General features: G+C 63.2%; 19 protein-coding genes and 1 tRNA gene. 7 read left to right on the plus strand and 13 right to left on the minus strand.

Going from position 1 to position 22,175, the window contains the following annotated elements:
* Positions 1–112: 112 nt before the first annotated feature.
* From O0879_RS13790 to O0879_RS13805, 4 genes are all read right to left on the minus strand, one after another.
* Positions 113–1,471 carry a mechanosensitive ion channel domain-containing protein gene (locus tag O0879_RS13790; protein ID WP_289903849.1) on the minus strand — a complete coding sequence of 453 codons (1,359 nt, stop codon included), beginning with the start codon at positions 1,469–1,471 and terminating at the stop codon, positions 113–115.
* Positions 1,472–1,600: 129 nt separating this feature from the next.
* A complete protein-coding gene (locus tag O0879_RS13795; RefSeq protein WP_099666789.1) occupies positions 1,601–2,920 on the minus strand; it encodes an RsmB/NOP family class I SAM-dependent RNA methyltransferase in 1,320 nt (439 codons plus the stop codon).
* Positions 2,921–2,941: 21 nt separating this feature from the next.
* Entirely contained in the window at positions 2,942–3,550 is a 609-nt protein-coding gene (gene purN / locus O0879_RS13800) for a phosphoribosylglycinamide formyltransferase (protein ID WP_099666788.1), read from the minus strand.
* 156 nt (positions 3,551–3,706) lie between these two features.
* The gene (locus O0879_RS13805; protein ID WP_034747450.1) at positions 3,707–4,105 is read right to left on the minus strand and encodes a barstar family protein; all 399 of its coding nucleotides are present in this window, start codon (positions 4,103–4,105) and stop codon (positions 3,707–3,709) included.
* A 401-nt stretch (positions 4,106–4,506) separates the two neighbouring features.
* Here O0879_RS13805 and O0879_RS13810 point away from each other — a divergent pair, with 401 nt between their 5' ends.
* The 5 genes from O0879_RS13810 (at position 4,507) to O0879_RS13830 (ending at position 8,477) form a co-directional block, all read left to right on the plus strand.
* Positions 4,507–5,019 carry a glycine zipper 2TM domain-containing protein gene (locus O0879_RS13810; protein WP_034785134.1) on the plus strand — a complete coding sequence of 171 codons (513 nt, stop codon included), beginning with the start codon at positions 4,507–4,509 and terminating at the stop codon, positions 5,017–5,019.
* Between the two features lie 222 nt (positions 5,020–5,241).
* Positions 5,242–6,030 (plus strand): spermidine synthase, encoded by a 789-nt coding sequence (locus tag O0879_RS13815; RefSeq protein ID WP_289916910.1) that lies wholly within the window; start codon positions 5,242–5,244, stop codon positions 6,028–6,030.
* 47 nt (positions 6,031–6,077) lie between these two features.
* Positions 6,078–7,832 carry a GspE/PulE family protein gene (locus O0879_RS13820; protein ID WP_289916912.1) on the plus strand — a complete coding sequence of 585 codons (1,755 nt, stop codon included), beginning with the start codon at positions 6,078–6,080 and terminating at the stop codon, positions 7,830–7,832.
* 68 nt (positions 7,833–7,900) lie between these two features.
* A tRNA-Lys gene (locus O0879_RS13825) sits at positions 7,901–7,976 on the plus strand.
* 102 nt (positions 7,977–8,078) lie between these two features.
* Positions 8,079–8,477 carry a hypothetical protein gene (locus O0879_RS13830; RefSeq protein ID WP_289916913.1) on the plus strand — a complete coding sequence of 133 codons (399 nt, stop codon included), beginning with the start codon at positions 8,079–8,081 and terminating at the stop codon, positions 8,475–8,477.
* Between the two features lies 1 nt (position 8,478).
* Here the strand turns inward: O0879_RS13830 and O0879_RS13835 are convergent, their stop codons facing one another.
* Both O0879_RS13835 and O0879_RS13840 read right to left on the minus strand, forming a co-directional pair.
* Positions 8,479–8,946: a hypothetical protein gene (locus O0879_RS13835; protein ID WP_289916914.1), complete on the minus strand. Its 468-nt coding sequence runs from the start codon at positions 8,944–8,946 to the stop codon at positions 8,479–8,481.
* Between the two features lie 39 nt (positions 8,947–8,985).
* Complete coding sequence (locus O0879_RS13840) at positions 8,986–10,032, minus strand: lysozyme inhibitor LprI family protein (protein WP_289916915.1); 1,047 nt, start codon at positions 10,030–10,032, stop codon at positions 8,986–8,988.
* Between the two features lie 174 nt (positions 10,033–10,206).
* Between O0879_RS13840 and O0879_RS13845 the strand changes: the two genes are divergently transcribed.
* On the plus strand, positions 10,207–12,369 hold the full coding sequence (locus O0879_RS13845) for a S9 family peptidase (RefSeq protein ID WP_289916916.1): 2,163 nt from the start codon (positions 10,207–10,209) through the stop codon (positions 12,367–12,369).
* 61 nt (positions 12,370–12,430) lie between these two features.
* On the opposite strand, the gene O0879_RS13850 is transcribed toward O0879_RS13845, so the two are convergent.
* The 5 genes from O0879_RS13850 to O0879_RS13870 all read right to left on the minus strand — a co-directional run bounded on the left by O0879_RS13850 (position 12,431) and on the right by O0879_RS13870 (position 18,005).
* A complete protein-coding gene (locus O0879_RS13850) occupies positions 12,431–13,723 on the minus strand; it encodes an MFS transporter (protein WP_289916918.1) in 1,293 nt (430 codons plus the stop codon).
* Positions 13,724–13,878: 155 nt separating this feature from the next.
* A complete protein-coding gene (locus O0879_RS13855) occupies positions 13,879–14,610 on the minus strand; it encodes a BON domain-containing protein (protein WP_289903839.1) in 732 nt (243 codons plus the stop codon).
* 104 nt (positions 14,611–14,714) lie between these two features.
* Complete coding sequence (locus O0879_RS13860; RefSeq protein WP_289916919.1) at positions 14,715–15,407, minus strand: hypothetical protein; 693 nt, start codon at positions 15,405–15,407, stop codon at positions 14,715–14,717.
* 153 nt (positions 15,408–15,560) lie between these two features.
* The gene (locus tag O0879_RS13865; protein ID WP_289916920.1) at positions 15,561–17,294 is read right to left on the minus strand and encodes a hypothetical protein; all 1,734 of its coding nucleotides are present in this window, start codon (positions 17,292–17,294) and stop codon (positions 15,561–15,563) included.
* Between the two features lie 111 nt (positions 17,295–17,405).
* Positions 17,406–18,005, minus strand: a complete 600-nt coding sequence (locus tag O0879_RS13870) for a short chain dehydrogenase (RefSeq protein WP_099666779.1) — start codon at positions 18,003–18,005, stop codon at positions 17,406–17,408.
* Positions 18,006–18,116: 111 nt separating this feature from the next.
* Here O0879_RS13870 and O0879_RS13875 point away from each other — a divergent pair, with 111 nt between their 5' ends.
* Positions 18,117–19,034, plus strand: coding sequence for a LysR family transcriptional regulator (locus tag O0879_RS13875; protein WP_251350662.1), 918 nt, complete (start codon positions 18,117–18,119; stop codon positions 19,032–19,034).
* A gap of 9 nt (positions 19,035–19,043) precedes the next feature.
* Here the strand turns inward: O0879_RS13875 and O0879_RS13880 are convergent, their stop codons facing one another.
* The gene (locus tag O0879_RS13880) at positions 19,044–20,522 is read right to left on the minus strand and encodes an efflux transporter outer membrane subunit (RefSeq protein WP_289911268.1); all 1,479 of its coding nucleotides are present in this window, start codon (positions 20,520–20,522) and stop codon (positions 19,044–19,046) included.
* A 50-nt stretch (positions 20,523–20,572) separates the two neighbouring features.
* Positions 20,573–22,171 carry a DHA2 family efflux MFS transporter permease subunit gene (locus O0879_RS13885; protein WP_289916921.1) on the minus strand — a complete coding sequence of 533 codons (1,599 nt, stop codon included), beginning with the start codon at positions 22,169–22,171 and terminating at the stop codon, positions 20,573–20,575.
* Positions 22,172–22,175: the final 4 nt, after the last annotated feature.

The raw sequence follows: 22,175 nt of genomic DNA on the forward strand, positions 1-22,175 counted from the left end.
GGGCGTGCGCACGGTCGCTCCAGTGACTCTGGAGGTCCGGCAGAGTTAATTTTAGGCGTGATTGTACGCCCTAATGGGTGCGGTCAGGCAAAATCGGAGGCAGGCAGCGAGGTTAAGGCTGGGTGCCGGATGGGGCGGACTCACCCTCTGCCGCGCTGGCGAGCGGGGCAGGAGGCGTACCAACAATACGCAATTCGCGTTGCGGAAACGGTACAGTGACCTTATGTTCCTGCAAGGTGCGCCAGATGGCGCGGTTCACATTCGACTTCACGCCGCCGGTGCCATTTTCCGGGTCCGCAATCCAGAAGCCGATCTGCACATCGAGGCCGTCGGCGCCGAAACGCACGAGGGTAGCCGATGGCGGATTGCTTTGCGACACACGCGGCACCTTGGCCGTCGCCGCTTCCAGCAAGGGGAAGATGACATCCAGATCCGTTTCATAGCCCACCGACACGGCCGTCGACAGCCAGACCATGCGGTTGCTCAGCGACATGTTCTGCACGCCGCCGGAAATCAGCATTTCATTCGGCACGATGGATTCAACGCCATCGCCACCCAATAACACAGTATAGCGCGTATTGATTTGCGTGACCTTGCCCGTGAATTGACCCACCGTAATCATGTCGCCGATGGTCAGGCTGCGGTCCAGCAGGATGATGAAACCGGACACGAAGTTCGCGGCGATCTTTTGCAAGCCGAAGCCCAGCGCCACGCCGAAGGCGCCGCCGAACACGGACAGCACCGTCAGGTCGATGCCCACCAGCGACAGGCTGACCAGCACGGAAACGAGGATCAGCACGGCGCGCCCCATGCGCGACAGCACCACGCGCAAGGAAGTGTGCAGGCCCTGCATTTTCATCAGGCGCTCGTCGAGCGAAGTGCCGGCCCACATGGCCAGCACCAGCAGCACGGCCACGGAAATCGCGGCTTGCAAGATGGCAGCCACGGACACCTTGTTGCGCCCCAGCGGCACGACGATACCTTCCAGGAAGGTGTGCAATTCCGGCCACAGGCCCGTGATGTACAGGGCCATGCCCGCCCACACCACCACCGTGAAGATCTTTTCCAGCAGCAACATGGTCGGGCTGATGTCGCCGTGGCGGGCAAAAATGCGGCGCAGCACATAAAACCCGAAGCGCACCAGCGCCATCGAGGTGCACAGGGGAATGGCAATACTGAGCAGGTTCACGGACTGGAACTTGGCCAGGAAATGCTGCGCAATGCCCAGCAGCATGGCCGCCAGCACGGGCGTCAGGATGCGGATGAAACTGTCCGTGCGCTGCAAGGTTTCCGGCGTGGCCGGCACGGTGGCCGCTTCCGCCCGCTGATGCAGGAATACGCGCAACTGCCGCACCAGCAGCCAGCTCAGCGCCAGGCAGGCGACGATGACCAGCGCCTGCCACAGGATGGCCGGTTGACGGAAATCATCGACAAAGTCAGTGATCAGATTCAGCAGTGGAGTTTCATTCATGGCGGATGCGGTCCGGAAGGTGAGACGGGTGGGACGGAGGTGATACGGAGGGGCTAGGCCCATGCCGCCAGGCGGGCTGGCGGCATTGAAAGCCGCCACTGCCAGGTGCAGCGGCGGCCCGTGACAGGCTTACTCGGCTTGTTCAGCGTCAGCGTCGTCGGCCGGCTTTTCATCGGCGTAGACTTTTTTCGGCATGACCTTGCGCTCGAACACGGCGGCGAAGAAGCCGTCGGTCTGGTGCAGGTGCGGCAACAATTTCAGGTAGTCGCCCATTTCCAGCTCGATCTTCTGTTCGGCCAGCACCTTGCTCATCGGCACCAGGGTGAAGTCCGGATGGGCGGCCAGGAATTGCTCGGCGATAAAGTCGTTTTCTTCATTCAGGAAGCTGCAGGTGGCGTACACCAGGCGGCCGCCGCCCTTGACCAGGCGCGCCGCGCCGGCCAGGATGGCTGCCTGCTTGGCTTGCAATTCCACGATCGAGTTCGGCTGCTGGCGCCATTTCACGTCCGGATTGCGGCGCAGGGTGCCCAGGCCGCTACATGGCGCATCGACCAGCACGCGGTCGATCTTGCCGGCCAGGCGCTTGATCTTGGCATCGCGCTCATGCGCGATCTGCACCGGATGCACGTTCGACAGGCCGCTGCGGGCCATGCGCGGCTTCAGCTTGGCCAAACGCTTTTCCGACACGTCGAACGCGTACAAACGGCCCGTGTTGCGCATCAGCGCGCCCAATGCGAGGGTCTTGCCGCCCGCGCCGGCACAGAAATCGACGACCATCTCGCCGCGCTTGGCGCCGACGATCTGCGACAGGATCTGGCTGCCTTCATCTTGCACTTCGATGGCGCCGCTCTGGAACAATGGCAGGTTTTGCAACGAAGGCTTCTTGATCACGCGCAAGCCCAGCGGGGCATACGGCGTCGGCGTGCTGAGGATAGGCGCTTCGGCCAGGGCCAGCATCACGTCGTCGCGCGTGGCCTTGAGCGAGTTGACGCGCAAGTCCAGCGGCGCCGGCGCGTTCAGCGCATCGGCCAGCTTCATGGTTTCCGCTTCGCCGAACTGGGCGATCAGCTTGTCGAACAGCCAGGTCGGCATGTTGGCGCGCATGTTCGACGGCATCAGGCTGCGGTCGATCTGCGTGATGCGTTCCAGCCATTCCACTTCTTCTTCCGTCAGGCCGCCCAGGGAGTCGGCGCCGACGGCTTCGGCCAGGCCGAGGATGGTCAAACGGCGCATGGTCGGGCCGCTGCCCGCTTCGGCGAAGTCCGTGAAGAACGATTTGTTGCGCAGGACGGCATAAATGCCTTCGGCGATGGCGCCGCGTTCGCGCGAACCGAGGCGCGGATGGTCGCGGAAATAGCGCGACAGGGTGGTGTCGGCCGGGGCCGTGAAACGTAAAATTTCGCGCAATACTTCTTCAGCATTGGCAAGTATCGCTGGTGGCAATCTCATTGTTATTCTTCCTGTAATATTTTATTGAGGGTCCACGCGGACCTGGCCATGCTCGACTGACAGTTTATCGTCAATGAACAGGCGGATGGCGCGCGGGTAAAGCAGATGTTCCTGTACCAGCACGCGCGCCGATAAGCTGTCTTCTGTGTCGCCTGGCAAGACTGGCACCACCGCGCTCGCCACGGCCGGGCCATGGTCAAGCTCGGCAGTCACGAAATGCACGGTCGCGCCGTGTTCCGTCACGCCCGCCTCGAGCGCCTGGCGGTGCGTCGCCATGCCCGGGAACAGCGGCAGCAGCGACGGGTGGATATTGAGCATGCGCCCCGCGTAATGCTCGACGAAGGGCGGCGTCAGGATGCGCATGAAACCGGCCAGCACGACCAGGTCGGGGGCGAAGCCGTCGATCACGGCTTGCAGCGCCGCATCGAACTGTTCGCGGCTGGCATAATCCTTGTTGGCAACGACTGCCGTCGCTATCCCGTGTTCCGCGGCAAACACCAGTCCCTGGGCATCGGCCCGGTTACTGATGACGGCGGCAATACGGGCTGGCCATTGCTCGGCTTGCGCCGCGCGGACGACCGCTTCCATGTTGCTGCCGCGTCCGGAAATGAGGATAACGATATTTTTCATAGCGCGCATTGTACCCGCTATGGCGATGCGAATCTAGAAAGGCCGGTATTATTGTTGCGGCGCAACATGAGCGCCGGCGCGCCGCAGCCGCCCGGCGATGCCGGTTTTCACCTGCGCCGGAGGCCCGCTTGAGGGCGCTGCGGCAAGAGTAAGTATTTACTCGAACGAATAGAAGACGCGGAACGGGACTTTCTTCTCGGCCCAGTAGTCGGCCGCGTCGCGGAACACGTCGAGCAGGATCTCGCGCGCTTCCTTGTCGAATTTTTGCGTATTTGGCAATTGCTCGAGCACCACCAGGAAACCCGTTTGCGTGCCCGCCTTGAACATGGTATCCGTCAGGCACAGGCGCAGGGCGTCGAAATTCTTCGCCAGGTTCTTCGGAAACAGGAATGCTTCTGCAATAATGCCGATGACTTGTTGTTTGGTCTGTCCAGCGTTGCAATGCGCATATAAAAAGTGCTGCCCGAGACGGATCGCCTCGTCTTGTAATTCGGTCACGCGAAAGGCACGGATGGACTGGACAAGGTTGGGCGGCACGGTTAGTAACAAACTCATTTTTCCCTCAAATCGACCTGTTATGTATGGATATCTTCTAGCTGCTCTTCTTATTGCATCCCCGCACGCGGGTCAATGCGCACGCGGTGATTCGATCTGTATCAACTTTTATGCGATTCAGTGCGATTTTATATAAGCCATACGCGTATTAGGGTAACGTGTTGTCCTGCATGAATCAACCCGAATATGATGTCAAACGCAAGATTTGTTACAAACCGCTGGTTTCAAGTCACTTCAACATCTTGTATCGATTGAAAGTGCATGTTACAGACTGTGGGGCAAGGGGCTTGGGCTGTTACATTTTGTTGCCACGCGAAACACTTGTCGCCGCCCGGCGGGATTACTATAGCCCCAAGTTGTAAAAAATACCCTGAAAGATTCTCTAGATAACGAGGTTACAAATGAACTTGCAAGCCAAATTGATGATGTCAGCCCTTTGTATCGGTGCATTGCCACTCGCCCAGGCCGCCGACTTTGAAGATTTCGGCAAGGTCGTGCGCGTCGTGCCGCAAGTGGAACAGATCAATCGTCCACGCCAGGAATGCCGTACGGAATACGTGCAAGTCCAGGCACCACCGCAACAGCGCAGCGCTGGCGGCTCCATCGTCGGCGGTATCGCCGGCGCCCTGCTCGGCAGCCAGGTCGGCGGCGGCAATGGCCGCACGGCCGCGGCAGCCGCTGGCGCGATTGCCGGTGCCGTCGTCGGCGACCGTGTCGACAACCAGAACAATTACCAGGGCGGCATGCAGGAACAAGCCGTCAAGCAATGCCGTCAGGTCGACCACTGGGAATCGCGCAACAATGGCTACCAGGTCACCTACGACTACCGTGGCCGCAACTACACGAGCATCATGTCCTACGATCCGGGCGAACGCATCCGCTTGCGCGTCTCCATCGAGCCTGCTCAACAGTAACGCCTGACATAAGCTGCTGCGCGTCGGCATAGGTGGCCTGCGATGCTCACCGTACTGGAGTACGGTTGCGCTTCTCGGCCACCTCTGCCTTCCGCTCGCGACGCTTCTGTCAAGCGTTGTTACTCAGTACTAAAATGCCGGCCCCATGTCTTTCTCATGGGGCTGGCATTTTTTATGGCGCCCCGGCACGGGCTATAATGCGGCACACTTTCAGGCCGCCTTATGCTTATCAAACGAAAATCCATCGAACAAGTCGAATCCTCGCGCCCTGCGCGCAAGCCACGCTACGCCCCTGTCACCCTGTCGGAAATGGATGGCGTGCGCTATCTGCATTTCGGCACGGAATGGGTGCAGGGCGCCATGCGCATCCGTAAGCCGGACTGGCCGGAACTCGAATACGCGCAGCAGATGATGGCGTGGATGCTGTGGATCGAGCAGCCGCAGCGCCTCGCCCAGCTGGGCCTGGGCACGGCCGCGCTGACCAAGTTCTGCTACCGCCAGTTCCCCCAGGCACAAGTCGAAGCCATCGAACTGAACCCGTCCGTCATCACCATCTGCGCATCGATGTTCAAGCTGCCGCCCAACGACGAGCGCCTGCACGTGCGCGAGATGGATGCGCTCGACTACGTCAACGACGAGGCCCACCACGGCACCCTGGACGCCCTGCAAGTGGACTTGTACGACGCCACGGCGCGCGGTCCCGTGCTCGACAGCGCCGAGTTCTATTCCGCCTGCTGCGCCTGCCTGGCGCCGCACGGCATCATGACGGTCAACCTGTTTGGCGACCACCCCAGCTATGCAAAGAACATCAAGGCGATGAAGTTTGCGTTCGAACAGGTGATCTGCCTGCCGGAAGTCCATGATGGGAACGTGGTGGCCATCGCTTTCAAGACGAAAGTGGCACTCGATGCCGAAGCGCAAGCCACCCTGCTCGAGCGCGCCAAGCAGATCGTCGCCGAGACCAAGCTGCCCGCCAAGTCCTGGGTCAAGGGCATCGTCAGCACCCTGTAACCGCCGGTCCATCCAGGCAAGGCCGGCAGCCCGGAAAGGCGCCGGCCATGCCCGCATCCCCTCCCTCTCCCGATACGCCGCTGCAACTGCCGCAACTGCTGGCCTGGCTGCAGGAAGACGGCTTGCTCGACGCGGCGCAAGCGGCCGCCATCGGCGCCCAGGCCGCCCTGCTGCCGGCGCCGGCCCTGCATCCGCTGTGCAGCATCGCCCACGGCGCGCTGACGCTCGACACCCTGTGCGCCTGGCTGGCGCAACGCGCAAGCCTGCCGTATGTGCGCATCGATCCCCTGCACATCGATTTCAGCCAGGTGGCCGACGTCATGACGGCCGGCTATGCGGCCCGCTTCAACATCCTGCCCGTGGAAAGCACGCCGGAGCGCATCGTCATCGCCACGGCCCAGCCGTACGCGCTCGCTTGGCAGGCACAGCTGGGCAAGCTGGCGCCGCGCAAGCTGAGCCTCGTCATCGCCAATCCGCTGCACATCGCCGATGCCATCGCGCAATTTTTCAGCCTGGCCAGTTCCGTCAAGGTGGCCCGGCGAGCGTCCACGCAAGACTTGGCGCTGCGCCAGAATGTCGAACAACTGGTGGAACTGGGCCGCAACAAGGGTAACCTGGACGCCAACGACCAGCACGTGGTGCGCATCGTCGACTGGCTGTGGCAATACGCGTTTGCCCAGCGCGCCTCCGACATCCATCTGGAACCGAAGCGCGACGCGGGCCTCGTGCGCCTGCGCATCGACGGCCGCCTGCACCAGGCCTACCAGCTGCCGCCCGTGGTCTTGCTGGCCATGACGGCGCGCATCAAGTTGCTCGGGCGCATGGACGTGGTGGAAAAGCGCCGTCCCCAGGATGGCCGCATCAAGACGCGCAATGCACAGGGCCAGGAAATCGAACTGCGTTTGTCGACCTTGCCCACGGCCTTCGGCGAAAAGCTCGTCATGCGTATCTTCGACCCGGAAGTGGCCGTCAAGAGCCTCGCCGAGCTGGGTTTCCCCCCTGCGGACGCCGAACGCTGGCGCCAGCTGACGGCACGCACGCACGGCATCGTGCTGGTGACGGGCCCGACAGGCTCGGGCAAGACCTGCACCCTGTACAGCACCCTGAAGGCGCTGGCCGGCAGCGAAGTCAATGTGTGCACGGTGGAAGACCCCATCGAAATGGTCGAACCGGCCTTCAACCAGATGCAGGTGCAAACCCAGGCCGGCATCGAACTGTCGTTTGCCGATGGCGTGCGGGCGCTGATGCGGCAAGATCCCGACATCATCATGGTGGGCGAAATCCGCGACTTGGCCACGGCCGAGATGGCCATCCAGGCGGCGCTGACGGGGCACCTGGTGCTGTCGACCCTGCACACCAATGACGCGCCCTCGGCCGTCATGCGCCTGCTGGAACTGGGCTTGCCCGCCTATCTGCTGGAAGCGTGCCTGGCCGGCGTGCTGGCGCAGCGCCTGTTGCGCTGCCTGTGCGCAGCCTGCAAGCAGCTGGACGCCGCCCCCGGCGCCGCTGCCTGGCAGCGCCTGACGGGCGGCCAGCTGGAACGGCCGGCCGCAGCGTACCGCCCCGTCGGCTGCGCCCTGTGCCGGCACAGCGGCTACCTGGGGCGGGCCGGCATCTATGAACTGCTGGGCGTGACGGAAACGTTCGGCCAGCTGGTCAAGGCGGGCGCCGACCTGCACGCGCTGCGCCGCCAGAGCCTGCTGGACGGCATGACGCCGCTGCGCATCGCCGGCGCACGCAAGATCCTCGATGGCACGACCAGTCTCGACGAAGTGCTGAAGCTCACGGCGGCCCTGCCTTAGCAGGCCGGCACTTTCTCGCAGGAATGCTTTGCATTCTTTTTCAACTGATATATAATGCGGCCTCTTTCGGGTCGTTAGCTCAGCTGGTAGAGCAGCGGACTTTTAATCCGTTGGTCGCAGGTTCGAATCCCGCACGGCCTACCACGAATGCGCAGTACTAAAAAGCCAATCCTTCGGGATTGGCTTTTTTCGTTTCCGGTCCCCGGTTATACTGGCCCTTCGTCTTGCCAGTCCTGAAAGAAACGCATGAAACTTGCCGCCACCCTCTTCCTGACCTGCGCCTGCCTGTCCGCGCAGGCGCAAACGCCCATCGTGCTCGACGGCCAGTACAGCGCGCGCACGGACGAGATGAGCCTGGAAATCATCGGCAACCGCGTCTGCTTCGCGCCCGACAAGGCGCAGTGGGGCCGTCTGCCCCGCCCTGCCGCCACGCACGATGCGTGGTTTTGTTTCAGCAACGATGGCGAGGCGCGGCGTCTGCTACACGTGCCCGCGCGTCAGGCCGACAATTGCGGCTGGCAGGCGCGTGCGCGCATCGTCATTGATACGTATCAACCGTATGTGCAGCAAGGCGACGGCAACGACATGGCGCGCCTGGCGTCGGTCATCAAAGTGGCGCAACCGAACGCCATCGCCTGCGAATAAATCAGTCGAGTTCGTATTCCTGCAGATAACGGGCGAACAGTTCCCCATCGGCCAGCGGGCACGCCAACCCCGCGCCCCAGTCGGCCAGCAGCAACCGTTCCTTCAAGGGCAGCAGCAACAGCTCAGGCATGCCATCGCTGCACCACAGGTCGCACACGATGCCGTCGTCGTCCAGGCCTGCGAACAAAGTCTCCGTCTTGTCGCCGCCAAAGGCCAGCACGTTCCTGCATTCCACCCGGTAACTGCTGTAGCCCGTGTAGACGGCGTCGTAGGGCGGCAAGGCATCGGCCAGCGTCAGGCGCAGCTGGTCCGCCGTGAGGCCCAGCGCGCGCAGCGGCGACGGCGGCGCCTCGGGCACATACATGTCCGTCCAGCCGGCGCCACTGCGGTGCGCGTCGGCGAACGCCTGCTGCTCGCCCATCTGCGTCAGACAGTGCTGTAAATTATCCAGCGGCAACAATTCGATCATGCAAAAATCGTCTTCGTGGTAGTACGCTTCCCGCATGGCTCAATTCCCCAGCAAATCTTGCAGTTGCACATTGCGCCGCGACGTCAGCCGGCCGGCCCAGGTCTCGCTCGTCACGGATGGATAGCGCACAGCGCCAAAATTCATCCAGGCATCGCGGTACGCCAGCCACAGGCGCTGGGTGGCACGGATGCCATCCTTGCCCACAGCGCCCGCATGGGTTTCCGCCGGCTTTTTCATGAGCTTGCCGTAGATGGCGTTGAGCTCCTTGTCGAGCGCCGCCGCCTGTTCCTTGGACATGCTTTCCGGCAACTTGCCCGCTTCATACTCGCGCAGATCGTGCGCCAGTTGGTCGAGCTCGGCCGTGCGGGCGGCGATGCTCAGGGCGGCGCGCGCCGTGCCGCTCAAATCCGTTTCATTCGCCGCGCGCGCATCGGCAAACTTGCTTGCCGCCGCCTGCAGCTTTTGCAGCGACGCTTGCGCCACGGCCGGCATGGCCGCACTGACCTTATCTGTCGCCTGCGCGCGCACGCGCTGCTTTTGCCGCGCATCGATGGCGCTGCACACGCCCATCATGTAGCCGCTGGTGATGTCGTCGCACAGGTCGATCATGCCGCGTCCGCTGGCATAGATCTGCTGCAAGTGTTCGATGCGCCCCCGCATCTCGGCCGGCGCCGCATCGATGCTGCACGCATACTTCAGCGCCAGCAACGGGTCTTTCTGCACGCCCTGTCCATTCTGGTACAGCATCATCAGCACGGCGCTGTTCTGCGTGGCCATGGCGCAATGGCGCGCGGGACGCCAGTCGGCCGGCTTGGGCGAGGACATACTCTTGGTATCGTAATACAGGTCCGTTGCCTGGCATTGCTGCAGCGACGCCACGGCGGACGGCGCCGGCAAGTCGGCGGGCGGCGGTGCCGCATCCTTGACCTTCAGGCAAGCCGCATACCAGGCCGTGCTTTCCGCGTGACCCACGCCCATGGCGCTGGTATTCGGGTACGGTGCGGCGGCAGCGGCAAAAACCGGGGCGGCCAGCAGGCAGTTTGCGCCCAGCAATAGCGTTTTCAATAAAGGTAGACTAATTTTCATGTTGAATCGTCGCCAGCGTGAGTAAAGCGGCAAGTTTAACTGATCGGATACGCCCCACCCGTCCGCCATGCGTGCGCCGGCCTGGTAAGTAACGGTACACAGCCTTGGCAGTGCAGGAAACGATGGGCAATAATGTTGCCCGCTGTACTTTTTTCACTACTCCGGACCACGCCCATGACCTCACCCCGTCTTCGCCGTTCCCTCGGCTCGCTGCTGATCGCAGCGGCCTGCGCCTCGCTGGCAACGACCGTCCACGCCGCCGATACCAAGGCCACCACCCCAGTTGCCGCCACGCAGGCCAGGCACGCCATCACGCATGAAGACGTGTGGCTGATGAAACGGGTGGGCGCGCCCGTCGCCAGCCCCGATGGGCGATGGGCCGTGTTTTCCGTGGTCGACAGCGCCTACTCTAGCCAAGACCAATCGTCCGACCTGTGGATCAAGTCGCTGCTTGACGACAGCCCTGCGCGCCGCCTGACCTCTTCCAAGGGTGGCGAAAGCGCCGTGGCCTGGTCGCCGGACAGCCGCCAACTGGTCTTCGTTGCCAAGCGCGACGGCGATGAAGCGGGCCAGATTTACCGCCTCGACGTGGCCGCCGGCGGCGAAGCGCAACGCCTGACCTCGCTCACCCTGGGCGCGCGCATGCCGAAATGGAGTCCGGACGGCAAGCTGCTGCTGTTCATCAGCGACATCTATCCAGGCAACAAGACGGAAGCCGACGTCAAGCAAAGCGCGAAAGAGCGCAAGGAACGCAAATACAGCGCCCGTTCGTATGAAACGACGGCGCCCCGCTATTTCGACAAGTGGCTGACCGACAAGCAAGTGCGGTTGTTCATCGTCGATGCGCAGCCTGATACGAAAGGTGAAAACACGCCGCGCGACATCCTGTCGGGCACGCAACTGGTCACCCTGCCGGGCTTCGGCGGCGGCCAGGGCGACGAGGGACAATCGCTGGACGCCGTCTGGACGCCGGATGGCAAGGCCGTCGTCTTCAACGCGGCCACCAACCGCGATGCGGCCCAGCGCGAAGCCGTCTACTCGCAACTGTACTTGCTGCCCGTGGCGGGCGGCGAAGCGCAGCGCTTGACGCAGGACAAACATAGCTACGGTTCCCTGAAATTTGCCGCCGACGGCAAGACCCTGTTCGCCCTCAGCGACGCGCAAACGCCCGGTAAAGTGTATGACGTGAAGCGCCTGGCCAGCTTCGCCTGGCCGATGAGCAACCCTGCACCGACCATCCTGACGGCCAAGCTGGACCGTTCGATTTCGCGCTTCGTGCTGCCCGAAGGCGGCAAGCGCGTCCTCTTCAGCTATGAACATGCGGGCCTGGAAAAGCTGTACTCGATCGACGCCAGGGGCGGCGACGTGCGCGAAGAGCCATCCTTGCCGACGGGCACCATCAACTCGCTGAGCAGCGGCGGCAAGGCTTTGGTCGGCGTGTGGGAGTCCGCCATCAACCCGCCGGAAATCTATGCCTTCAACGGCAAGCAGCCGAAACGCCTGACGGCTTTCAACACGGACAAGGCGAGCAAGATCGACTGGCAGGCGCCCGAGCACTTCTGGTTCACGACGGCCGACGGCCGCCAGATCCACAATATGCTCGTCAAGCCGGCCAATTTCGACCCGAACAAGAAATATCCGCTGTTTACCGTCATCCACGGCGGCGCGGCCAGCATGTGGCGCGACCAGTTCGTGCTGCGCTGGAACTATCATTTATTGGCCAAGCCCGGCTATGTCGTGCTGCTGACGGACTACAAGGGTTCCACCGGCTATGGCGAGGAATTCTCGCGCTCGATTCAGTTCGACCCGCTGAAGGGCCCGGGCGACGAAGTCAACCAGGGTGTCGATGAAGCCATCAAGAAATATCCATTCATCGACGGCACGAAACTGGCCGCCGGCGGCGCCAGCTATGGCGGCCACCTGGCCAACTGGCTGCAAGCGACCACCACGCGCTACAAGGCCATCGTCTCGCACGCGGGCGAAATGGACCTGATCATGCAGTGGGGCACCAGCGACGGCGGTTTCGGCCGAGAAACGAATGCAGGCGGCCCCGTCTGGTCGAACCTGCCCGTGTGGCGCGACCAAAGCCCGGTCATGCAAGCGGGCAATCATGAAAAAGGCACGGGTTTCACGACACCGATCCTGATCACCGTGGGCGAGCTCGACTATCGCGTGCCGGCCAACAATGCCTTGATGAACTTTGCCGTGCAACAACGCCTGAACGTGCCGGCGAAACTGCTGGTCTTCCCGGACGAAAACCACTGGATCTTGAAGGGCGAGAACAGCCGCTTCTTCTACAGCGAACTGGAAGGCTGGCTGGCCAAGTACCTCAAATAAGTCCTGAAACGTTCTTGAAAAATGAAAAAGCCAGGCTCCGCACACGCGGGCCTGGCTTTTTTCATGCGGGCTGGGCGGCGGCCACGGCCGCCTTCTGGCGTTGAATTGCCAGCACCATCAGCGCGGCCACGAGGCAGGCGGCGCCAGCCGCGAACAGGGCCGGGTTGTAGGTCAGCATCAGGGTGCGGATACGGCCCGCCCCATACGCGGCCACGGCGGCGCCCAGCTGGTGGCCGGCGAAGATCCAGCCGAACACCATGCCCGCCCGCTCCCGGCCGAACGTGGCCCCCACCAATTTGACGGTGGGCGGCACGGTGGCGATCCAGTCCAGGCCGTAGAACATGGCGAACAGCGACAGGCCGTACAAGGTAAATTCCGAATACGGCAGCCAGAACAGCGACAAGCCCCGCAAGCCGTAGTACCAGAACAGCAATTTCCGGTTGTCATAGCGGTCCGACAGCCAGCCCGACAGGATGGTGCCGAACAGGTCGAAGGCGCCCATCATGGCCAGCACGGACGCGGCCGGCACGGCAGACAGCCCCGAGTCGCCGCACAGGGAAATGAAATGCGTCTGGATCAAGCCATTGGTGCTGAGGCCGCAGATGAAGAAGGTGCCGAACAGTATCCAGAAGGTGCGATTCGCGGCAACACTGCGCAAGATCAAAAAGGGCGTGGCAAACGTCATCTTCGCTGCTGGCGGTGGCGCCAGCGGCGTGGCCGGATCGGCGCCATACGGACGCAAGGCCACATCCTGCGGACGGTTGCGCATGCACAGGAAGGCCAGCACGGCGACGATGGCGCAGGCGGCAAACACGGGCATGACGGCCGTGCGCCAGCCGTAGTGCTCGATCAGCCAGGCGCCCACGGGCAGGAACAGCAGCTGGCCCGTAGCCGAGCTGGCCGTCAGCACGCCCACCACCAGGCCCCGGTGCGTCTCGAACCAGCGGTTCGCCACCACGGCGCTCAAGACCAGCGCCGTCATGCCCGAACCGAGGCCCAGCAAGATGCCCCACAGGGCCACCAGATGCCAGAACTGCGTCATGCGCGTGGCCAGCAGCATGCCGGCGGCGATCAGGCCCAGGGCCACGCAAATGATATTGCGCAAGCCGAAGCGCTCCATCAGGATGGCGGCAAACGGGCCCATCAAACCGAACAGCACGAAGCGCACGGCCAAGGCCGAGGAAATCTGCTCCGCATCCCAGCCAAATTCTCGGCTCAAGGGCTGCATCAGCGCGCCCGGCAAGCCCAGCGCGGCCGACGAGGTTAATGCCGTGAGAAAAGTGATGGCGACGATGACCCAGGCAAAGTGCACGCCGCGCCGCTCCAGCCATTGCGAAAAAGGATAGGAAAGCATGCAGTCCCCATGAGAAAAGAGTTAGCCCAGCACCGCCTGCTGGCGGGCTTTTCCCCATGTTATATTATGATCGTAATTTATACAATCAAAAAAAGCTGGAGCTGCACTGCTGCGTGCGGCTCCAGTCCTGGCCTTAACATCTGTACAAAATGCGCTTACTTCACTTTCAAGCCATTCTTCACATCCGTCACGCCTTCCACGCCACGGGCCAGGTCGGCCGCTTTTTTCACTTGCGCCTGGGAAGGCACGAAGCCGCTGAGCATGACGACGCCGTTCACCGTTTCCACGTGCACATCGAGCGCTTTCAAGTCATTGTCCTTGACGAGGTCAGCCTTGATCTTGGTGGTGATGACGGAGTCGGCCACGGCCGTCTTCGTGCTGCCGGCCGCGTTGCGCGTCACGCAGGCGGCCTTGGCCGTCGCATCCATGGCGTCGCAATTTTCCTTCGTCGTGGCGGGCGGATTTTGCGCCACATTGGTGCCGGCCCTGGCGCCCGTTTTCGCGTCGGCCAGGGCCGCCGTTTTCGCCGCCTTGGCATCGTTCATGCACGTGGTTTTATCCGCGCCAGTGCGGTCGCCGCACTTGGCCCTGGCCAGGTCATACTCGGCATTGGCGACGTCCTTGCGGGCCTTGCCCAGCTCGCGCGGCGTGTTGCGGTACTGGGCCACGGCATCCGAATCGGCCTTGGCGCGCGCCACCCTGGCTTCTTCCACGCAGACTTTTTTCGCGTTGCCGCTGTGGCTGTCGCAGGCGGCCTTGGCCTGCTTGTAATCACTTGATGCCTTGTCCGTCAAACTCTTGTATGAGGCATCCTGCGCATACGCGGGCGTGGCGGCAAGCAAGGCGCTGGCACTGGCGGCCAGCATGAGTGCGATCATTTTGTTCATGATGGTTCCTCTCTGGTTAATTGATGCCCAGATTAGACCCCTGCCGGACGCAAAGCTCCGTGCGACAGCACACGCTGACAGGCCATCCGCGGAAAAAATCATGTTTATTTGTCGCCGCTCAAGCCCTTCCGCCACAATACTTGCGCCTGTTCAAATGGTGAAGCGGAGTCATCAAATGCACCCGCGCCATCGGCCAGCGCCAGCCATGCCTGCGTGGCGTGCGAACCATCCACGGCCTCGCCAGCCGCGCGCACGCCGCGCATCCAGGCCAGCACCTCTTGGTACTGCCCGGGGTGGCGTGCATGCATCCAGGCCAGGGCCACCAGGTCCGCATAGGCCTCTTCACGGCGCGTCTCGCGCAACTCCTGCGCCAGCGGTGTGAGCTTGCCGCGCTGCATGCTGAGCGGCTCGACAAAGCCGCGCGGCAAGGCATGCCAGTCGCCCTGCGCATAGCGCTGGCAATGGCCGATCTCATGCGCCGTCATCGCTTCGACCATCGCGCCATGGTGCGCGGGCGGCACGCCTTGCAAGACGCTGTCCGCCTGCGCATTGCCGCGCAAGGACAGCACCAGCTTGCAGCGCCCGGCTGCGTAGCCCAGCGCCAGCGGCACGGCGCCGGGCGCCTCCTGCGGCTGCACGATGATATCGATGGGCAAACCTTGCGCCCGCGCAAACGCGATCACGGGCTGGCCCGCCTGCAGCCAGCGCACTTCCAGATCGGTGAGACTGGCGGCAGCCACGGCGGGCAAAGGAGATAGGGCGATGAGCAAGCTCATCAGTAAGAGCGGATTGGGCATGGGGTCGACAGGACAAATGGGGCAGCAACCATTGCAGGGTAAGCGGCGCGGATATTTCCACAAGGAAAAACTGGCAACTTTTCACAAATAAAGACGAAAAAAAACCGGCGCAAAGGCGCCGGCTTTTCACACTGAGAATAGTCAAGCTCGGGCTTATTTCTTCGCCGCCTTGTCCAGCGCGCGGGCCGTGACGAATTCCGGACGGATATCGTTGGGCACGGCCTTCATCTTGTCGAGCGCCACCTGCACTTCCGGGCGGATGACCACGTATTTGCTCATCATCGCTTGCGCGCGCGCATAGTCGCCCGTCGCCTCGATGGTCAGAAATTCGCGGTCCAGGTCGATCACGGCTTGCTTGATCTTGCCAAAATCGACGCCGAACTTGCCATCGCCCAGCGACACAAAGCCGCCCTTGTCGAGGATGTAATTCATCTGGATGGCCATGCCGCGCGCATGCGAATCCGTCAAGCCGAAATGCAGGGTGCGGAAACCGGAAGCGAGGAAAGTGTTGTACAGCTTGCGCTCGGCCACGTCGCCCTGGCCCAGGGTATCGTTCAACTGGCCCTTGTCCATCATGTAGCGCAGCGCAAACAGGCCCGTGATGTCGGCCTTGGCTTCTTCGATGGTGGAATACGCTTCCTTCAAGTCCTGGCGCGGCGTCGATGGCTTGCCGTCGACGATGGTGGCGTGCGGGCCCAGGCCGTGCATGATTTCATGCGCGAGGATGTGCGTGAAGAAGGAATTGAAATCCACGTCCTGCTGCGCTTCGGGCGTGAGCACCAGTTTCGAGATCGGCGTCAGGGTGGCCTTGAACTTGGCTTCCTGCACGTTTTTCAGCATGACGCGCTTGGAACCGCGCGCGCTGATGATGCGCTCGTCGTTCGGCAAGTTGTAGGCGGCCGTCTGCACGGCCATGTTGCCGTCGCCCGCGCCATACACTTGGTTGACCACCACCATCGGCGCCAGCGCGCCCACTTTCGGGTTGCGGTACTGGGCGTCGAGCGGCAGGTTGTCTTCCAGCTCCTGCATGTGCTTGGCGAAGAAGTTCAGTTTTTGCGTTTCTGCCTGGTCGCGGATGTTCACGTAGGCTTCGAAGGCGGCCTTGTAGCCGAACAGCTCGTCGTTATACGTTTCGTACGGGCCGATGGTGATGTCGACGGGCGAATCGAGGTCCATCCAGGCGAAGTCGGACGGCAGATAGTCGTTGTCGAGGAAAGCCTTGGCGCGCAGGGTCAAAAATTTCTTCAGCGATGCATTGTCCGTGGCGGCCGCCGCTTCGTCGAGCAATTTGGCCAATTGCTTCAGTTCCACCTTGTATTCATCCGAATATTTTACTGTGTGGTATTTGCCGTCCTTGCCCGCGCGGATGGTCGTGAAAAACCATTGCGCCTGCTGCTTGTCGTCCGCCGGCAAGCCATTCATCCACGTTTCCAGGCTGGCCTTGGTGGCGCCCTGCGGATAGAAATTGCCCGCTTCCGGCTTGTGCGCGGGAATCGTGATGCCCGCATAGCTGGCCGGCATGAACGAGGCGTGGGCGTCGAGCACCGACCAGGGCCCCTTGTTGATCCAGAAATAGTTCAGACGGGCCTGGCCCAGGGCCGACTTGTCCTTCTTCAAGGCCGCCCACAGCGCTTCATTGCCGGACCAGCGCTGGCGCAGCTGCAGCACGTCGACCAGCTTGGCCGCCTCGACCAGCTTGGCGATGGCCTGGCGGTCGCCTGCGGACAGGTGCGTGACATCGGCCGTCAGCGCGACGGGCGCATAGCGGGCACTCATGGCGGTCAGTTGTGCGGCGGTGGCCGGGGTTGCCGGCGTGGCTGCCTGTGGCGCGGCGCAGGCGCTGCCGACGGCGGCGGCCATCAGCAGGGGAGTCAGGATGTTTTTCATGGGGCCTCAGTGTGTGGTTCACAGCAAGCAAGCGCCCCGCACCATCACGGCGCGGCCGCTTCCTTGTTCAGCCTGCGATTGTCCCACCTGCCCCATGGCATGGCAAGCGGCTTACCAGACCTTGTACACCTGCCCCGTCTGCGCCCCTTCCACGCTGCGGCTGTAAGCGAGCGCCACGCGGCTGGCGGCGACCGGTTCGAAGCCGTAGAAGAAGGGGCCATACGACTCCAGCGACTCTTCCAGCACCGTGGGGCTGACGACATTGATGCGCACGCCGCGCTGCAACTCGATGGCGGCGCCCCGCACGAAACCTTCCACGGCCGCGTTGGTCATGGTGGCGGCCGTGCCGAAGCGGATGGGCTGGTCGGCCACGATACCGCTCGTGAGCGTGATCGAGCCGCCATCGTTCAGGTATTCCTGCGCCACCAGCGCCACGTTGACCTGGCCCATCAGCTTGCTGTCCAGGCCCAGCTGGAATTGCTCGGGCGTAAATTCGGCCAGGGGGCCGAAATGCAGCTTGCCGGCCGTGACGACGACGGCATCGACCTTGCCGATGCGCTTGAACAGGGCGCGCACTTGCGCGATGTCGCCCATGTCGGCCTGGTGCGTGCCGCTGCGGCTGCCCACTTCGATGATTTCATGGCGTTGCGCCAGTTGGGCGGCGACGGCCGTGCCGATGGTGCCGCTGGCGCCGATGATAACGATTTTCATGATGCTTCCTTGTCTGATTGAACGATGGAGCCAGTATGCGCCGCTTACAAAAAGGAATAAATACGCTAGAATTTACAAGATTACTAATCTACAGTTTGCAATCAAGGCGCCATGGATAAATTGCGCAGCATGGAAATTTTTGTCGCCGTCGTCGATGCGGGCAGTTTCACGGCCGCCGCCGAGGCATTCCAGATTTCGCCCGTGATGGTGGGCAAGCACATCAAATACCTGGAAGAACGGCTGGGCGCGCGGCTGCTGGCGCGCACGACGCGGCGGCAAAGCCTGACGGAAATCGGCCAGCAATATGTGGAGCAGTGCCGCCAGATTTTGGCCAGCATCCATGCGGCCGAACGGGGTGCGGAAGCCATGCGCACGGCGCCGCGCGGCAAGCTGAAGATCACGGCGCCCGTGTCGTTCGGCAGCGAGTGCATCGCGCCGCTGCTGGCCGACTACCTCGATGCGTATCCGGAAGTGAGCCTGGAATTGAACCTGAACGACAGGACGGTGGATCTGGTGGAAGAAGGATTCGACGCCGCCATCCGCATCGGCAAACTGGAAGATTCCGCCATGGTGGCGCGCGCGCTGCGGCCGTATGCGATGGTGATCTGCGCCGCGCCCGCCTACCTGGCCAGACACGGCACGCCGCGCACGCCGGCCGACCTGGCGCGCCACGAATGCCTCGATTTCATGCAGTGGACGCGCCATGTGCGCTGGCGCCTGGCCAGGAGCGGCGACGACGACGGCAGCCCCGTGCGCGAGAGCCGCTTCCGCTCGAACAATGGGCAGGCGCTGCGCGTGGCGGCCCTGCACGGCTTCGGCATCGTCATGCAGGCGGAAATCCTGATGGCCGGCGATATCGCCGCCGGCAAGCTGGTGCCGCTGCTGGCCGACTACGTGCCGGCGCCGCGCCCCATGCACCTCGTGTATGCGCGCGACCGCCAGCCCACGCCGAAGCTGACGACTTTCATCGATTTTCTGCTGGAACGCTACGGGCCGGCGGCGACACCGCCGCCGGCCACGCTCACGTAACCGGGAAGCCTAGTTGGCCTTTGCGGCGGGCGCCGACGCCAGCTTGGCCAGTTCGCCGTCCGGCTGCCAGCCGGCGCCCAGAGAGCGGGCCACGGCGACCGTCGCCAGCAGGCGCTGGGTCTTGATCTGCGCGGCAGCGCGGTCCGCCGCCAGCGAGCTGCGTTGCGCATCGGTCACGTCCAGGTAGGTCGAGATGCCGCGCTCGTAGCGCGTGCGCGCCACCAGGTAGGCGCGCGCCGCCGCTGCCTGCGACAGGGCCTGGGCGTCGCCCTGCAACTGGCGCTGCTCCACGTCGGACAGCGCATCTTCCACTTCGCGCAAGGCCGTCAGGAGCTTGGTTTCATGATTCGCCACGGCTTCCGCATAGCGCGCCTTGGACAAATCCAGGTTGGCCTGGTTGCGGCCACCGTCGAAGATGGGCAGGGACAGGGCCAGCGGACCAAAACTGAACTGGCGCGAACCGCCCTGCGCCAGGTCGCGCAGCTTTTCGGACGCATAACCGAAATTGCCCGTCAATTGCAGCGACGGGTAAAACGCGCCTTCGGCCACGCCCACCTGCGCATTCGCCGCGCGCAGGCCCGCCACGCTGGAGACCAGGTCCGGGCGGTGCGCCAGCAGGCTGGCAGGCAAGCCGACAGGGATACCTGGCGGCAGCGGCAAGGACGACGGTTCGGCGGCCACCGGCAGCTGCAGCGCCGATGGCGGCTTGCCCGTCAGGGTAGCCAGGCTGTTTTCCAGCTGGTTGCGCTGGCGTTTGACTTCATGCAGGTCGGCTTGCGCGTTCGACAGTTCCACTTTCGCGCGCGCCAGGTCCAGCTCATTCGTCAGGCCCGCGTTGAAGCGCGCCTCGACCAGCTGGGCCGATTCGCGGCGCGTGTCGAGCGCACCGTTCAAAATCGCCATTTCCGCGTCCAGCCCCCGCAGCTGCCAGTAATTGCTGGCCACTTGCGCCGACAGCATCAGCAGCACGCCGTCGCGGTCCGCCTGCGCCGCCAGCGCCTGCGAATCGGCCGCTTCGACCATGCGTTTGACGCGGCCCAGCAAGTCGACTTCATACGACAGCGTGCCGCCGACGGAAAAATTGTTACCGCTGATCGAGCGGTTGCCCAGGGCCAGGCCCTGCGAGGTGTTGGCCGAAGTGCGCGAGTTCGAGATGCCCGTGCTGACGTTCACGCTCGGGCCCTGGTTGGCGCGCGCCGTGCCGCTTTGCGCCAGCGCCTGCAGCAGGCGTTCGCCGGCCGCTTTCACGCTCGGGTTGTCGCGCAGCGCGGCTTGTTCCAGCCGGTTCAGGGTGTCGTCGCCGAACACGCTCCACCATTCGGCCGGCAATTGCGCAGCGTCCGCGCTACCCGCGCCGTGGCGGAACGTGGCCGTGTCGATGCCGGCCAGATTGGCGGGCGCCTTGAAATCCTGGCCCACGGTGCCGCAAGCGGCAAGCAGCACGGCCAGCGAGGCGGCTGCGGCGATTTTGGTCATAACTGTGTTCATGATGTGTACCTTCTTGTTCTTGAGGTGCTGCACGTGCGGCCTGTGCGCGGTCAATGACCGCCGCCACCGCCACCGGGGGCTTTGAGTTTGTCGGCCAGCCACAGGGGCACGATACAGGCCAGCAGGATGGCGCCGACGAGGAAGAAGCCGTCGTTGTAAGCCATCACATACGCTTCGCGGCGCACGATGCCGTCGATCGCCTGCAAGGCCTGATTGCCGGCCGTGACGGCGTCATAGCCCTTGGCCATGAACGAGGACGTCAACTGGTCGATGCGCAGCTGCGTGGCGCTGGAATACACGTTGATCGCTTCACCCAGGCGCTGCGAGTGAAAGTGCTCGCGGGTGCTCAGGGCGGTGGCCAGCAGGGCGATGCCGATCGAGCCGCCCAGGTTGCGCGTCATGTTGAACAGGCTCGAAGCGGACGCCATGTCCTTCGGCGCGATACCCTTCATGGCGAAGTTCGACAGGGTCAGCATGACGAAGGGCTGGCCCAGCGCGCGCACCACCTGCGACCACAACAACTGGTCGTAACCGGTGGAAGCGTCCATGTAGGCATTCATCATGCACGAACCGCCGAACAGCAGCAGGCCGAACGAGCACAGGATGCGGTTGTCCACCTTCGACGACAGCTTGGCGACAAACGGCATGATGAACAGCTGCGGCAAGCCCACCCACATGATGACTTCACCGATCTGCATCGGCGAATAGCCGGCGATCTGGCCCAGGAACAGGGGCAGCAAAAAGGCCGAGCCATACAGGCCCATGCCCGTCACGGCCGACAGCACGGTGGCGACGAGAAAATTGCGCTGGCCGTACAGGGCCAGGTTGACGAACGGTTCGGCGCGCGTGGCGCTGGTAACGACCCAGCCCAGGATGCCCGTCAGGGCCAGCGCGGCGAAGGCGATGATGAAGCCCGAGTCGAACCAGTCCTTCGAATTGCCCTCTTCCAGGAAGATGGTCAGGCAACCGAGGCCCAGGGCCATGAAGAAGATGCCCAGCCAGTCGGCTTTCCAGAACAGCTTCAGTTGCATCGGCTCCTTGTCCAGGCCATAGATCATGCCGGCGATCAGCAGCACGCCCGGTACCCAGTTGATGTAGAAGATCGAAGGCCAGCCATACAGCTCGGAGAGATACCCGCCCAGGGTCGGGCCCATGGCCGGCGCCAGGGTGGCCGTCAGGCCGAAGATGGCCATGCCGACGGCGCGCTTCGACGCCGGCAGCTTGAGCATCACCAAGGTGAACGCCATCGGTATCAGCGCGCCGCCCGTAAACCCTTGCAGCATGCGGAAGACGATCATGCTTTCCAGGTTCCACGCCGCCCCGCACAGGGTGGAGAACAGCAGGAAGAAGGCGGTGGTGCCGATCATGTAGGTACGCAGTCCGAACACGCGCGCCAGCAGCGCGGTGAGGGGAATGACGATAATTTCGGCGACCAGATAGGCCGTGGAAATCCACGAGCCCTCTTCCTGGGTGGCCGACAGCGAGCCAAGGATATCCTTGAGCGAGGAGTTCGTGATCTGGATGTCGAGCACCGCCATGAAGGCGCCCAGCATGCCGGCGGCGACCGCCAGCCAGGTGCGCCCGGAGACTTTCTCGTCGATCACGGGAAACGCTGGCGGCTTCGCCAGCGTGGTGGAGGAGCTGCTCATGGAA

The organism is Janthinobacterium sp. SUN120 (genome assembly GCF_030397735.1).
In the GTDB taxonomy this organism is placed as follows: domain Bacteria; phylum Pseudomonadota; class Gammaproteobacteria; order Burkholderiales; family Burkholderiaceae_D; genus Janthinobacterium; species Janthinobacterium kumbetense.

What these genes read in the sequence shown, in the direction of transcription:
- O0879_RS13820 (WP_289916912.1), top strand. Translation starts at nt 6,078, where the DNA reads ATGCCCGCATCCCCTCCCTCTCCCGATACGCCGCTGCAACTGCCGCAA.
- O0879_RS13880 (WP_289911268.1), bottom strand. Translation starts at nt 20,522, where the DNA reads ATGAACACAGTTATGACCAAAATCGCCGCAGCCGCCTCGCTGGCCGTG.
- O0879_RS13790 (WP_289903849.1), bottom strand. Translation starts at nt 1,471, where the DNA reads ATGAATGAAACTCCACTGCTGAATCTGATCACTGACTTTGTCGATGAT.
- O0879_RS13810 (WP_034785134.1), top strand. Translation starts at nt 4,507, where the DNA reads ATGAACTTGCAAGCCAAATTGATGATGTCAGCCCTTTGTATCGGTGCA.
- O0879_RS13805 (WP_034747450.1), bottom strand. Translation starts at nt 4,105, where the DNA reads ATGAGTTTGTTACTAACCGTGCCGCCCAACCTTGTCCAGTCCATCCGT.
- O0879_RS13855 (WP_289903839.1), bottom strand. Translation starts at nt 14,610, where the DNA reads ATGAACAAAATGATCGCACTCATGCTGGCCGCCAGTGCCAGCGCCTTG.
- O0879_RS13850 (WP_289916918.1), bottom strand. Translation starts at nt 13,723, where the DNA reads ATGCTTTCCTATCCTTTTTCGCAATGGCTGGAGCGGCGCGGCGTGCAC.
- O0879_RS13815 (WP_289916910.1), top strand. Translation starts at nt 5,242, where the DNA reads ATGCTTATCAAACGAAAATCCATCGAACAAGTCGAATCCTCGCGCCCT.
- O0879_RS13870 (WP_099666779.1), bottom strand. Translation starts at nt 18,005, where the DNA reads ATGAAAATCGTTATCATCGGCGCCAGCGGCACCATCGGCACGGCCGTC.
- O0879_RS13860 (WP_289916919.1), bottom strand. Translation starts at nt 15,407, where the DNA reads ATGCCCAATCCGCTCTTACTGATGAGCTTGCTCATCGCCCTATCTCCT.
- O0879_RS13830 (WP_289916913.1), top strand. Translation starts at nt 8,079, where the DNA reads ATGAAACTTGCCGCCACCCTCTTCCTGACCTGCGCCTGCCTGTCCGCG.
- O0879_RS13865 (WP_289916920.1), bottom strand. Translation starts at nt 17,294, where the DNA reads ATGAAAAACATCCTGACTCCCCTGCTGATGGCCGCCGCCGTCGGCAGC.
- O0879_RS13835 (WP_289916914.1), bottom strand. Translation starts at nt 8,946, where the DNA reads ATGATCGAATTGTTGCCGCTGGATAATTTACAGCACTGTCTGACGCAG.
- O0879_RS13840 (WP_289916915.1), bottom strand. Translation starts at nt 10,032, where the DNA reads ATGAAAATTAGTCTACCTTTATTGAAAACGCTATTGCTGGGCGCAAAC.
- O0879_RS13795 (WP_099666789.1), bottom strand. Translation starts at nt 2,920, where the DNA reads ATGAGATTGCCACCAGCGATACTTGCCAATGCTGAAGAAGTATTGCGC.
- purN (WP_099666788.1), bottom strand. Translation starts at nt 3,550, where the DNA reads ATGAAAAATATCGTTATCCTCATTTCCGGACGCGGCAGCAACATGGAA.
- O0879_RS13885 (WP_289916921.1), bottom strand. Translation starts at nt 22,171, where the DNA reads ATGAGCAGCTCCTCCACCACGCTGGCGAAGCCGCCAGCGTTTCCCGTG.
- O0879_RS13845 (WP_289916916.1), top strand. Translation starts at nt 10,207, where the DNA reads ATGACCTCACCCCGTCTTCGCCGTTCCCTCGGCTCGCTGCTGATCGCA.
- O0879_RS13875 (WP_251350662.1), top strand. Translation starts at nt 18,117, where the DNA reads ATGGATAAATTGCGCAGCATGGAAATTTTTGTCGCCGTCGTCGATGCG.